Source organism: Labrys sp. LIt4 (assembly GCF_017813775.1).
GTDB lineage: Bacteria > Pseudomonadota > Alphaproteobacteria > Rhizobiales > Labraceae > Labrys > Labrys okinawensis_A.
The window spans coordinates 1-12,869 of the sequence record NZ_JAGIPY010000017.1; the positions used below are offsets into that span (position 1 = coordinate 1).

The following is a 12,869-nucleotide window of genomic DNA, read 5'->3' on the forward strand; positions in this document are numbered from 1 at the left end:
ACCCGAACCGTCGCTCCAAGCCCGATCAGCTTCCTGACCGTGTCGGGCGTCGCGCCGACACGGGGCTCGCCGGGTTCAACTTCTGCCGGGACAGCTATGCCGATCATGATCGCTCCTCGCACAGGGCTGCAGGGATATGCAGAGAGGTCGCTCCGGTCTACGCCGGGATCGTTCACCGAGACATTTCGATTAAGAAAACGCGTCAAACAAAGGGCTGGAAGGAAAGGGCGATTGGAAGAAATCGCTTTGCTCGAGGGGCGCAGCAACAGAGGCTCCGGCCCTTATGGGACGGCCTCAAATCCGGCTATGCCCCTTCGGCGGCAGCCGCTTCAGTGGGAGAGAAGCAGCAGAATCAGCAGTCCCAGGACCAATACGAGGGCGCCGGGTTTCCAGCTCCAGCTCTTCACCGCTATGCCGAACACGGTGGCGATGGTCGACAGGATCGCGATGACGGAGCAGATGCCCCAGCGGCCGCTGGTGCCGCCGATGGCCAGCGCGACCACGATGCCCAGAGTCCAGGCCATTCCGATCGTGGAAAAACGCAGGAACCCCTCATAGGTGTTCTTGTGATCAGAAAAGTCGTGCGCGGTCATCGTGTCGTGATGTGCTTCGGCCATTTTCATCCCCAGAATTGGATAAAGGGCCTTTAACCCGAAGAGCCGCTTTATGCAATGCGGCGATTTGGTGGCGGGCCCCGGCCCGAGATCGAGCCGGCATCAATACCAGGCGTCGGGCATGGCGGCCTTGCGCTCGGCCACGAAAGCCTCCAAAGCCTCGCGCTTGTCCGCGTCGAGCGGCGGCGTTTCATAGGCCTCCAGCATCGCCTTCCATTTGCGATTGGCGCGCTGCACGATGTCGTGGCTGCCCTCTTCGCTCCACTGCTCGAAGGAATTATTGTCCGAGAGCGGGAAGTCGTAGAAGGCGTTCTCGTAATTGCGCATGGTATGGGCACTGCCGAGGAAATGCTTGCCCGGCCCGACCTCGATAAAGCCGTCGAGGGCAAGGGCATTCTCGTCGACGGGCATGCCCTGGGCGAAGGTATGGAAGGCGCCGAGCTGGTCGGCGTCGATCACGAATTTCTCGTAGGACATCGCCAGGGCGCCTTCGGCCCAGCCGGCCGCATGCAGGATGAAATGGGCGCCGGCCAGGAAGGCCGGCCACATCGAATTGGCGCTCTCATAGGCCGCCTGGGCGTCGGGAATTTTCGAGGCGCACAGATTGCCGCCGCAGCGCAGCGGCACGCCGAGCCGGCGCGCCAGCGCACCGATGCCGAGATAGCCGAGCGCCGGCTCCGGCGTGCCGAAAGTGGGGGCGCCGGACTTCAGCGACATCGAGGAAAGGAAATTGCCGAGAATGGCCGGCGCACCCGGACGTTCGAGCTGGGTGAGGGCCACGCACATCATGGCTTCGGCAAAGCACTGCGCCAGCGCCCCCGCCGTGGTCACCGGCCCCATGGCGCCCCCGAGGATGAAGGGCACGCACACCGCTGCCTGATTGGCCCTGGCATAGGTGCGGATGACGCGCGAGGCCTCCCCGTCCAGCACCAAAGGCGAGTTGGTGTTGACGTTGCCGAGGATCACGCAATTGGCGTCGACGAAGTCCGGCCCGAACAGCACGCGGCACATCTCGATGGAATCGGCGGCGCGCGGCGCCGTGGTGACCGAGCCCATGAACGCCTTGTCCGACAGGGTCATATGGGCCAGCACCATGTCGAGATGCCGCTTGTTGACGGGCAGGTCGACCGGCTCGCATACCGTGCCGCCGGAATGGTGCAGCCAGGGCGTCAGATAGGCCAGACGGACGAAATTGCTGAAATCCTCCAGTGTGCCGTAACGCCGGCCGCGATCGGCATCGGAAACGAAAGGCGAGCCATAGGCCGGCGAAAACACCGTATTGGCCCCGCCGATCACCACCGAGCGCTCGGGATTGCGGGCATGCTGCACGAAACTCGCCGGACAGGTCGCCTGGATAATCGAACGGATCAGGCCGCGCGGCGGGCGAATGCGCCAGCCATCGGTCTCGGCGCCGGCCTTGCGGAAGAGGTCGACGGCTTCCTGATCGCCGCGGATCTCGAAGCCGACTTCCTCGAGGATGCGGTCGGCATGCTCCTCGATGCGGACAAGGGCCTCCTCCGACAGGATCTCGTAGGGCGGGATCCGGCGGGTGATATAGGCAGGCGCCGCCGGCCCGCTGCGCGGCCCGCGCCGGCCGGAACGGGCCCGCCTCGTCTCGGTGGTTGCATCCGCCGCCATCGCGCCACTCCCTGGTTGGTCAGGGCGATGCTAGCGGGATGGGGAGAGGTCAAAGACTGAAACCGGACATTCTCTGTCCCGGGAGCGACAATTTCTGGTTGCTCAATGCACCGGCGAGATGATGGTGACGGAATGATCGAGCGAAAGCCGCCGGATGGCGAGTTCGGCCGCCATGACATTGTCGAGCCCGGTCAAGGTCGTCTCGGCTTCGTCGCCCTTCGCCTCATGGCGGACTTCCAGCGTGCCGAAGCCGCGCTCGACGCTCTTGCGCTCGACCCCCAGAATAGCCCTGCCGGAAAGCGCCTCCTCGACGCCGCTGCGGATCGAGATCAGCAGGAGGCGCCGGTCGGTGATCAACACCACCCGGTCCTTGGCGCGCCGATAGGCGGCCCAGGGCGCGCAAACGAGATAGAGCCCGAACAGGAAGGCCGGCACGGCCAGCAGGCTGAACAGGGCCGGCAGGATCAACGAGCCTCCATTGTGGACGGCCTGCCAGACGGCGGTGAGACAGGCCCAGGCGATCGGCAGGCTGAGGACGGCGAGCAGTACCCCGGCCCCGAGTGTGGGCACGGCGTTGCGCGCTGCCTCGCGCGGGTCCGGCGCGGTGACATAGACGATCGGCTCGGCAGGCGCCAATGCCTTCACGGCCGCGCGCCGCGCCGCCTCGCTCAGTCTCAACAAGCCAGACATGGTTCCTTCCGGTCCAATTTATCTATCACCCAATTTGCTTGGCATCCTATTAGCTTGTCACTTGGGCCGTCTGGCCATAAAAGACCGGGCAACAGGGCCCCATCTCACACGGTTTGAACACAATGGACAAGTTCACCACGCTCACCGGCGTCGCTGCGCCGCTGGAAATCATGAACGTAGACACGGACATGATCATCCCCAAGCAATATCTCAAGACCATCAAGCGCACGGGCCTCGGCGCCGGGCTGTTTTCCGAGATGCGCTTCAACGATGACGGCAGCGAGAATCCGGACTTCGTGTTGAACAAGCCCGCCTATCGCCACGCCAAGATCCTGGTCGCCGGCGATAATTTCGGCTGCGGCTCCTCGCGTGAGCATGCGCCCTGGGCCCTGCTCGATTTCGGCATCCGCTGCGTGATCTCCACCTCCTTCGCAGACATCTTCTACAACAACTGCTTCAACAACGGCATCCTGCCGATCGTCGTCTCCGAGTCCGATCTCGAAAAATTGTTCGACGACGCCCGGCGCGGCGCCAACGCCACGCTGACGGTGGATCTCGAAGCCCAGGAAATCCGTGGCCCGGACGGCGGCAGCGTCAAGTTTGACATCGATCCGGCCCGCAAGAACAAGCTGCTCAAGGGCCTCGACGATATCGGCGTGACCATGGAGAAGACCCCCTCCATCGCGTCCTTCGAGCAGAAGACGGCCGCGTCACGGCCCTGGATCTGAGCGCACCGCAGACGGCCGGGCAAGTGCCCGCGACGATACTTCGAATGTGCGTCCCGCTCGATAGCGAGACGCGCCAGCAACTTTCTGTGGCATCGCGAACTCTTGCCGATTACCAGGGGTGACGTTGGGAAACCACCTCTGGGGCAGGAATTCTGAACGCCCTTATTGTACCGGATAATGAAGAATTAACGATGATCAGCTTGTAGTATGCACGCGATTCGCATGCTCATTCTGATTCCCGGTTTGGAAGGTCTGTGATGCCTCAACTGTCCCGCCGCCTCTTCGTGCTCGGCGCTCCCCTCCTTTTGGCCGGCTGCGCCTCGTCGAAGCGGCTTTCCGCGGACTCGATCTTCGACGGCTGGGGCGGTAGCGACTACGACTACGGCGAAATCTATGCGGGCTTCGAGGACAACGGAAATCCGGTCCCGGCGATCGATCTGAGGCGGATCGATGGCGCCTTCCTGCGCCGCGAGGTTTCCGATCCGACCGGCGAGGCGCCCGGCACCATCGTGGTCGATCCGGCCAATCACTACCTTTACCACGTCCATGACGGCGGCAACGCCACACGCTATGGCGTCGGTGTCGGCCGCGAAGGCTTCGGCTGGAACGGCCGGGCCACGATCAAGCGCAAGGCGGTTTGGCCGCGCTGGACCCCGCCCTCCGACATGGTGAAGCGCGACAGCGAAGCGGCCAAATGGGCAGGCGGCATGCCCGGCGGCCCCGGCAATCCGCTGGGCGCCCGCGCGATGTACCTGTTCCAGGGTGACCGCGACACGCTCTACCGCCTGCACGGCACCATCGACCCCTCCTCGATCGGCAAGTCGATGTCGTCGGGCTGCATCCGCCTGCTCAACCAGGACATCATCCACCTCTACAACAACACGCCCGTCGGCACGCGCGTTGTGGTGCTGGGCAATGGCGGCGATATCGCTGACGGCAGCTACGACGATCAGGAAGCGACGATGTGATGTCGGCGTCCTGCGAACGCCAGAGGCCGTCGAGTATAGTGCCGAGTATAGCGCTTGCAGGACGGCCCCGGCGTCGCCGCAGCCGCGTCATCATCAGTCGATCCGCTGGTTGATCGGCGTTACAGCCTCCACGTGACGAAATTTTCATGCGCAACCCTCTTGCGCATGGACCATCGCAGACCCGATTTTCAGGCCATGACGAACGGGTTCCTTCCGATGCATTACGCGCGCACTGCCCTGCTCCTCGCCGGCATGACGGCCCTGTTCATGGTGATCGGGCTGATGCTGGGCGGCAAGGGCGGCATGATGATCGCTCTTCTGGTGGCCATCGGCACCAATCTGTTCGCCTATTGGCGCTCGGGCGACATGGTGCTGTCGATGTACGGAGCCCGCGAAGTCAGCCCCACCAGCGAGCCGGGGCTCTACAAGCTCACGGCGGAGCTTGTCCGCAATGCCGGCCTGCCCATGCCCAGGCTCTATCTGATCGACGACCCGCAGCCCAATGCCTTCGCCACCGGGCGCGATCCGGCCAATGCCGCCGTCGCCATCAATACCGGTCTGCTGCATTCGCTGTCACGCGAGGAGGTCGCGGGCGTGATCGCCCATGAGCTTGCCCATATCAAGCATCGCGACACCCTCTTGATGACCGTCACGGCCACCCTGGCCGGCGCCATTTCGATGGTGGCCAATTTCGGCATGTTCTTCTCCGGCAATCGCGAGCGCAACTCACTCGGCCCGATCGGCAGCATCCTGCTCGCCGTGCTGGCGCCGCTCGCCGCCATGGTGGTGCAGATGGCGATCTCGCGCTCACGCGAATATGAGGCGGACCGCCTGGGCGCCGAGATCAGCGGCAACCCGCTGGCGCTCGCCTCCGCCCTGGCGCGCATCCAGAATGCCGCCCACGCCATTCCCAACGAGCAGGCCGAGGCCCATCCCGCCACGGCGCATATGTTCATCATCAACCCGCTGTCGGGCCGGCCGATGGACAATCTGTTCTCGACCCATCCCGACACCCAGAACCGCATCGCGGCGCTGGAGGACCTGGCCCGCCGCATGGGCGCGAGCCGGCAGCCGCCCCGCCAGCGCGGTTTCGTCGAGGGTGTCAACCTCGACGATCTCGGTCCGCGCGGCCCGCAAAGGCCGAAAGGTCCCTGGGGCTGATACCAGCGGCCCCGATGTTTGATTCACACGTCATTGCGAGGGCAGCGAAGCAATCCAGGAGCCAAGGCCACCGCGTCGATGAGACGTGGATTGCTTCGCTGCGCTCGCAATGACGGTGCTCGGTCGATCATGCATCAATACCGTTGGTATGAGCCGGTTCATTAGATTTGGCATAGCGCTCGGCAAGGGGGCTTCACAAATCGCTTCGCCCGATCTCAGGCGAGCGTCTTGACCCAATAGGCGACCGCCGGATCCTCGGGCCAGGTCGCGGCGAGAGCCTGGAACAGGTCTCGCGCTTCGGCCGGGGCGGAAGCCATCCTCTCGAAGGCCGCCATATAGGCCTGGCGGCGCTCGGGTGTGGCATCATCCGGCCAGGGACTGAAGACGGCCGTCTGCGCCGTCCGGCCGCGCAGCACGACATTGCCCAGCGGCCGCAACCGCTCCGGCTCGCCGATGGCGGCGGCCGCACGCGCACCGAGGCAGATCGTGGTGCCGAACTGCTTGTTGAGAGCTTCCAGGCGCGCCGCCGAATTCACCGCGTCGCCATGGGCGGTATAGTCGAGATGACCGAGACCGCCGACATCGCCCACGATCACCGGCCCGGTGTCGAGGCCGATGCGGGTTCGCCCGAATCCGAGGCGCCTTGCATCCTCGCGCTGACGGAATTCCGTGGTGAAGCGGCCGATCTCGATGGCGCAGTCGAGCGCTGCCCTGGCATGCCCCTCCACCGTCAGCGGCGCATTGAACAGGCCATGCACGGCGTCGCCGACGATCTTGTCGACCATGCCGCCATGACGGATGACGATGGCGCAAACTCCGTCGAAATAGGCATCGAGCGCGCCCACCAGCGTGCGCGGCTCGGCATTTTCGGACATGGTGGTGAAGCCCTCGATATCCGAGAACAGCGCGGTGACCTCGCGCAGCTCACCCTCGATCTTCAGCTCTTCCGGCGCGGCGGTCAGGCGGCGGACGATCTCGGGCGAGAGATAGCGCCCGAACTTGCGCTCGATCGCGCCGCGCAGCTTGCGGGTGTGGGCGAACATCACCACCAGGGCCGAGTTGGCGGCGGCGATGGCGGGGATCAGCGGGCCGGCGGGGTCGATCAAAAGCCGCGTGCCGGCGAACAGGCCGGCACTGAAGCCGATCCAGCCCAGCATCAGCACCGCCAGCACCGAGCTTGCCGCCAGAGGGCCGAGCCATAGCGCAGCCGCCAGCGCCACGAGGCCGAGGGCGGAGGCGGCAAGAGGCTCGATCACGCGCGGGCTGTGGATGCGCTGCGGGATATCGCCCGACCGCAGGCCCTCGATCGCCTCGGCCTGGACCTGTACCGTCGGCGTGAGAGGTCCCGCGGCGGTCGGAAGCAGGGCGCCCGCTTCCGGCGCACTGGCGCCGATCAACACGATGCGGCCGGCAAAACGCTGGGCCGGTATCTTGTCGTCCAGCACGTCGGCGGCGGAAACCGTGCGGGCACGCCAGGTCGAGGGAGCGGCAAGATGAAGCCGTACCGAAGCCCCCTCGCGCAGCGGAACGCGTGCGTCTCCCACCGAAGCGGACGTTCCATCGGGATCGAGCAGGAAGGCGGAGGCATGCTGCGCGCTTCGGAAGACCTCCATCGCAAAGCCCGCATAAATCTCGCTGCCGCCCCGTACGAAGACCGGCGCGTGGCGTACCTTCGTGCCCGTGACCGGGGAAAGCGACAAGGCGCCGACCGCGACCGCCCCATCCACGAGCACCTCCGAGGGAGCAACCACGCCGGCCGCCTTCTGCGACAGGTCCTGCTGCGGCGCCGGAATGATCGGAGGCGGAAAGGGCAAGGCATCCTTGCCGGCCTCGTCGGGCAACAGGCCAAGCACGACATCCGAACGGGAAATCGCCTCGGCAAGCTGCTTGTTCTCATCGGGCAGGCTGTCTGCCACGGTCGACAACTCCGTCCGGCCGGTCGATTTGGCGTAGGCTCTCAGCATCGGCGCCGGCGAGCGCCGGTCCGGGCCATCCAGCAGGATATCGACGCCGATGACCTGTGCCTGCGCGTCCTGCAGCTTGGTCACCAGATCGGTCAGCCCCCCGCCCCGCCGCCACGGCCATCCCCCTTTGGCGGCCAGGCTGGGCCTGTCGATGTCAACCACCACCACCCCGTCCGGCAGGCGCTTGGGCGGGACCACGCTCTCCAGAAAGTCGAAGGCTTCCTCGCGCAGCGTATTGGCGGCCCCACCGGGATTGTAGACGAGAAAGCAAAGACCGAGGATGAAGGCCGCCAGGCCGGTGGCTATCGCGGGCTTGAAGGCAGGATCAGCCACGCGCCGCGTCCTGGCGGGCGCCGGCATGCGCCTCGCCGGGGACCGTTTCCGCCTGGGCCAGTTGGGTGAGCGCCGCGACATGGCAATGCACGATGGCGCCGCGACGTTCGATCGCACCCCGCTCCTCGAAGGCGGCGAGCAGCCGGTTGACCTTGGGCCGGCTGGCGCCGACGAAGCTGGCGATGGCGCTTTGCGAGATCGTCAGCGGCGCACTGCGGGCTCCGTCGGCGCGGGTGCGCCCATACCGCTTGACATGCCAAAGCAGGAAGCGCGCCAGCCGGGCCTCGAGCGGATAGAGTGCGATCGATTCGAGCTGGTCGGTGGTGTCGCGCAGCCGGGCGCACAGCACCTGCAGGATCGGCATCTGCAGCGCCGGGCGGGTGGCGAGCAGCCGCACGAAGGAAGCCTGTGCGATGAAACCGGCGACAACCGGCCCCACCGCAGTGGCATCCGCGGTACGCCGGCCGCTGTCGAGCACCGCGATCTCGCCGATCACGTCGCCGGGGCCCGCTTCACGCAGGATCAGTTCGCGCCCCTCGACGGAAACGATGGAAAGGCGGATGGTGCCCTGCAGCACGATCAGCATGCCTTCGCCCGGCGCGCCCCGCGAAAAGATCGATTCGCCATCGCGAAAACGTTGCTCGACGGCAAGGTTCGCGACCGCATCAATGTCTTCCGGGCTGGCGCCGGCAAACAGATCGAGGCGGGCAATGGCAGTGCGAAGCGGGACGGACATTGACGCAACTATTCCAGTCTGAGGCAGAATTATGTCGGGTATAATGGCGATGTCAGGCCCGCTCGGCAAATCCGACTGCATTGCCTTCTCATAATACCGCCGATACTTCCACTGCAATGTCCTGATGACAGCCCGGGCAATCTTTGCCACTTTGCCGCCATGTCCGTCTCCGCTGATGCTCCCTCTTCGCTGCCGCGCCTGCTCCTGCGGGCGGGAAGCCGGCTGGCGGACGTCATTCTGCCGCCGCGCTGCCTGAGCTGCCGGGAGACCACCGCCAGCCACGCCAATCTGTGCGTGGCCTGCTGGCAGCAATTGTTCCTGATCGAGCGTCCCTATTGCGAAAAACTGGGCATTCCCTTCGTCTACGATCATGGCGAGGGCATGGTCTCGGCACAGGCGATCGCCGATCCGCCCGCCTATGGCCGGGCGAGGGCCGCGGCCCGCTATGAAGGCGCCGCCATCGAGCTGGTGCATCGGCTCAAATATGGTGACCGGGTCGAGATCGCCCCCTTCATGGGCAGGCTGATGGCCCAGGCCGGGCAGGACCTGCTCGCTGGCGCCGACATGCTGGTGCCCATACCGCTGCACCGGCTGCGCCTCTGGCAGCGGCGCTTCAACCAGGCCGCCTTGCTGGCCCGCGAGATCAGCGGCCGCAGCGGTGTCGCCTATCAGCCGCTGCTGCTCGGCCGCTCCAGGCACACGGCGCATCAGGTCGGCCTCAGCCGCAAGGAACGCGCCCGCAACGTGCAGGGCGCCTTCACCGTCTCGCCGGGCGCCCGGCCGGCTATCAAGGACAAGCGCATCGTGCTGGTCGACGATGTGCTGACCTCGGGCGCCACGGGCGAGGCTGCGGCGCGCGCCCTACTGCGGGCCGGCGCAGCCAATGTCGACATGCTGGTGTTCGCCCGGGTGGCGACGCCGATCGAGTAACCGAACGGGACTGCCCACCTTGGATCCGATACCGCAACCGCCTCCTCTCGCCTGGCCCGACAGCCGCGAGACCCTGCAGAGTTCCCTGACCGAGGCCGGCCTCGCTCCGGCGAGCGTCGCCCGGCTCGCCGAGCAGGCCCGCCCGGCGCTCGTGCTGGAGACCACGCCTTGCGAGGAAAGCCGGATTCCGCTCGGCGCCAGCAAGATCGGCGGCCTGCCCGACCTGCCCGATGCAATGGCCTGGCCGGAACGCCCCCCCTATGGCGACGCTGCCGAACGCGCCCAGAACCATCTCGGTGAAGCCGATCGCCTGGCCAGCGAAGCTACGCGGCCGGGCTCATGGCTGACGCCCGAGCACGCCCGGGAGGCCAGCCGCGAGCAGAGCGAGCTTGCCGCGGCGGTCTCTTCCGCCTTTCCTCTGGCCTTCGTCGCCCAACTTGATCTTGCCTCGCTGTCGCGGACCCCGGGCTTTCCCGCCGCCTTGCCGCATCAGGGCCGCCTGCTGCTTTTCTGCGACTATTGGGCAAAGCCGAAACCCTACGATCCGCATGCCGCGACCGGGCTGCGCCTGGTCTGGGACAAGACACCGGTGGAGCGCCTGGAGCGCAAGGCTGAACCCGCCGCCCTGGCCGCCCTCGCGCAGGAGCGCTGGAGCAGCCGCTTCAAGCCGGCGGCCGTGGTGGCGCGCCCGGTCGTCACTGCCATCCCGCCGAGCGACAGAGGCTTCGACGCCTTCCCGCATGGCGAGGAGGCGTCCACCTTCTGGGATGAGGACAGCGAGGAGATCCGCTACGAGACCTGGCTCGGCCGCTACGGCACGCCGGATGGCAGGGGGGGCGCCAATCACCAGCTCGGCGGCTGGCCGCGCCCGCTGCAGAACGGCATGCAGGCCCAGGCCCAACTGGCCTCGCACGGTATTTTCTGCGGCACCGGCGAGGCCTATGCCACAACCGAGGCCCGCCGGCTGCTGCGCACGGCGGATCGCTGGCGCCTGCTGCTGCAGATCGGGCGGGACGACGCCCTCGGCCTGCTGCCCTCGGGCGCGCTCTACATCCTCATGCGCGAGCACGACATGCGCATCCGCGCCTTCGACCGGGCCTGGATGGTCTTCCAGAAGCCGTGAGCGGACGCCCTGCGCTCCCGGGACACCCCTTCTTGTCGGCCTGCGGCAACTGCCTATAATACCGATTGATTTTGGTTCTTCGCCTTCCCATCTGTGGGCAAGGTCGTTTGTGGATGGAATGAACGCAATGCCGCCCGTCGTCGTGTATTCGAAATCCTGGTGCCCCTATTGCAAGGCGGCCAAGGCGCTGCTCACCCGCAAGGGAATCCCCTTCGAGGAGATCGACGTCGACGGCAAGCCCGACTTGCAGGAAGCCATGAGCCTGCGCGCCAACGGGCGGCGCACGGTGCCGCAGATCTTCATCGGCGACACCCATGTCGGCGGCAGCGACGATCTTCATGATCTCGAAGCGGCCGGCGGCCTCGACAAGCTTCTCGCCGCCTAGGCCAGCCAGGGAGACGGATCCATGCGTTTCAAAGCCGCCGTTCTGCAGATGCGCTCGGGCCTGGTGCCATCCGACAATGTCGCCACCGTCGCCGCCGCCGCCCGCGAGGCCAAGGCTGCGGGGGCCGAGTACCTGCAGACGCCCGAGATGACCACCGTGGTCAATCGCGACCGGGCCGCCATGATGGCCGTCATCGGCGACGAGCAGTCCAATCCCGAACTCGATGCCTTCCGTTCCATCGCGCGCGACAACGGCCTGCATCTTCATATCGGTTCCATGGCCGTGCGTGTCGGCGACAAGGCTGCCAACCGCGCCTTCGTCATCGATCCCAAGGGAGAGGTGCTCGCCTCCTACGACAAGATCCACCTGTTCGACGTCGATCTTGCCGGCGGCGAATCCTGGCGCGAATCCAATGCCTATGTCGGCGGCGGCGAGGCCGTGACGGTCGACCTGCCCTTCGGGCGGCTCGGCCTGGCCATCTGCTACGACGTGCGCTTTCCCCAGCTCTTCCGGGCCTATGGCGACGCCAGCGCCGATGTGATCAGCGCGCCGGCCTGCTTCACCAAGCAGACGGGCGAAGCCCATTGGCATGTGCTGCAGCGCGCCCGCGCCATCGAGAACGGCGCCTGGATGATTTCGGCCGCCCAGGTCGGCCATCACGACGACGGCCGCGACACCTACGGCCATTCCGTCATCATCGATCCCTGGGGCCGGGTGGTTGCCGATGCCGGCGATACGCTCGGGCTGATCTATGGTGAGGTCGATGTGCACGCCGTGGCGGCGACGCGCGGCAAGGTCCCCAATCTCAAGAATGCGCGCTCGTTCACGATGAAGACGGAACCTGCGCTGAGGGCTGCAGAGTGATTCGCTTTTCTCTCGTCTGCGATCGGGGGCACGAGTTCGAGAGCTGGTTTCGCGACAGTGCCGCCTATGACGACCAGGCCGAGCGCGGCTTGCTGAGCTGTGCCCATTGCGGTTCCACCAAGGTCGGCAAGGCCATCATGGCGCCGCAGGTGGCACGCAAGGACCGCGAAAGCGGGAGCCCCGACGCCAAAATTCGCGAAAATCTGCCGGCCTTGCCGCAGCCGGTGGCCCTGACCTCGCCGGACGAACAGGCCTTGCGCGCCAAGGTGCGCGAACTGCATGCCATGCTGACGGCGAAATCCGACTATGTCGGCGACAAATTCGCCGCCGAGGCCCGCAAGATGCATGAGGGCGAGATCGAGCGCCGCACCATTCATGGCGAGGCGACGGGCGAGGACGTCCGCAGCCTCATCGAGGACGGCATCGACATTCTTCCCCTGCCCATGCTGCCCGACGACCGGAACTAGCCTGGGGGGTCTTCCGACCAGCCTGGCTCAAACTCACAACGGAACCGAGAAAAGCACCACCGTTGTCATGCCCGGGTTTGTCCCGGGCATCCAGCTGCCGCAATCCATGGAGATTGTGGCCCCTGGATCACCGGGGCAAGCCCGGTGATGACAAAGGTCGAGGTTCCCGTGACTTTTTCGGCCAGGCTCTTCAGACCAGCCTGCAAGGGCAGCGCCTGCCGATAGCCCCGGCGTGTCCGAAGACCCGCGCCCAATCCCGACTTTCCTA

General features: G+C 66.1%; 13 protein-coding genes. 8 read left to right on the plus strand and 5 right to left on the minus strand.

Going from position 1 to position 12,869, the window contains the following annotated elements; all coding sequences use genetic code 11:
* Positions 1–329 precede the first annotated feature (329 nt).
* The 3 genes from J8I29_RS24150 to J8I29_RS24160 all read right to left on the minus strand — a co-directional run bounded on the left by J8I29_RS24150 (position 330) and on the right by J8I29_RS24160 (position 2,942).
* Positions 330–617 carry an aa3-type cytochrome c oxidase subunit IV gene (locus tag J8I29_RS24150; protein WP_181161058.1) on the minus strand — a complete coding sequence of 96 codons (288 nt, stop codon included), beginning with the start codon at positions 615–617 and terminating at the stop codon, positions 330–332.
* Positions 618–716: 99 nt separating this feature from the next.
* Positions 717–2,252, minus strand: coding sequence for a trimethylamine methyltransferase family protein (locus J8I29_RS24155; RefSeq protein WP_209433596.1), 1,536 nt, complete (start codon positions 2,250–2,252; stop codon positions 717–719).
* 102 nt (positions 2,253–2,354) lie between these two features.
* Entirely contained in the window at positions 2,355–2,942 is a 588-nt protein-coding gene (locus J8I29_RS24160; protein WP_105861299.1) for a hypothetical protein, read from the minus strand.
* A 122-nt stretch (positions 2,943–3,064) separates the two neighbouring features.
* On the opposite strand from J8I29_RS24160, the gene leuD reads away from it, so the two are divergent.
* From leuD to htpX, 3 genes are all read left to right on the plus strand, one after another.
* Positions 3,065–3,670, plus strand: coding sequence for a 3-isopropylmalate dehydratase small subunit (leuD, locus tag J8I29_RS24165; protein ID WP_209433597.1), 606 nt, complete (start codon positions 3,065–3,067; stop codon positions 3,668–3,670).
* Between the two features lie 257 nt (positions 3,671–3,927).
* Positions 3,928–4,638 carry a L,D-transpeptidase gene (locus J8I29_RS24170; protein WP_105861297.1) on the plus strand — a complete coding sequence of 237 codons (711 nt, stop codon included), beginning with the start codon at positions 3,928–3,930 and terminating at the stop codon, positions 4,636–4,638.
* 216 nt (positions 4,639–4,854) lie between these two features.
* The gene (gene htpX, locus J8I29_RS24175) at positions 4,855–5,799 is read left to right on the plus strand and encodes a zinc metalloprotease HtpX (RefSeq protein WP_209433662.1); all 945 of its coding nucleotides are present in this window, start codon (positions 4,855–4,857) and stop codon (positions 5,797–5,799) included.
* 215 nt (positions 5,800–6,014) lie between these two features.
* On the opposite strand, the gene J8I29_RS24180 is transcribed toward htpX, so the two are convergent.
* Positions 6,015–8,096: an adenylate/guanylate cyclase domain-containing protein gene (locus J8I29_RS24180; RefSeq protein WP_209433598.1), complete on the minus strand. Its 2,082-nt coding sequence runs from the start codon at positions 8,094–8,096 to the stop codon at positions 6,015–6,017.
* Positions 8,089–8,832: a Crp/Fnr family transcriptional regulator gene (locus J8I29_RS24185; protein ID WP_181161056.1), complete on the minus strand. Its 744-nt coding sequence runs from the start codon at positions 8,830–8,832 to the stop codon at positions 8,089–8,091. Before J8I29_RS24185 ends, J8I29_RS24180 begins: the two co-directional genes overlap by 8 nt.
* 159 nt (positions 8,833–8,991) lie before the next feature.
* On the opposite strand from J8I29_RS24185, the gene J8I29_RS24190 reads away from it, so the two are divergent.
* The 5 genes from J8I29_RS24190 (at position 8,992) to J8I29_RS24210 (ending at position 12,601) form a co-directional block, all read left to right on the plus strand.
* Entirely contained in the window at positions 8,992–9,762 is a 771-nt protein-coding gene (locus tag J8I29_RS24190) for a ComF family protein (RefSeq protein ID WP_209433599.1), read from the plus strand.
* A 19-nt stretch (positions 9,763–9,781) separates the two neighbouring features.
* Entirely contained in the window at positions 9,782–10,885 is a 1,104-nt protein-coding gene (locus J8I29_RS24195) for a DUF1963 domain-containing protein (protein WP_209433600.1), read from the plus strand.
* 127 nt (positions 10,886–11,012) lie between these two features.
* On the plus strand, positions 11,013–11,270 hold the full coding sequence (gene grxC / locus J8I29_RS24200) for a glutaredoxin 3 (protein ID WP_105861292.1): 258 nt from the start codon (positions 11,013–11,015) through the stop codon (positions 11,268–11,270).
* 21 nt (positions 11,271–11,291) lie between these two features.
* Positions 11,292–12,134 carry a carbon-nitrogen hydrolase family protein gene (locus tag J8I29_RS24205; protein ID WP_209433601.1) on the plus strand — a complete coding sequence of 281 codons (843 nt, stop codon included), beginning with the start codon at positions 11,292–11,294 and terminating at the stop codon, positions 12,132–12,134.
* Complete coding sequence (locus J8I29_RS24210) at positions 12,131–12,601, plus strand: DUF1178 family protein (RefSeq protein WP_209433602.1); 471 nt, start codon at positions 12,131–12,133, stop codon at positions 12,599–12,601. The genes J8I29_RS24205 and J8I29_RS24210 overlap by 4 nt, the downstream gene beginning before the upstream one ends.
* Positions 12,602–12,869: the final 268 nt, after the last annotated feature.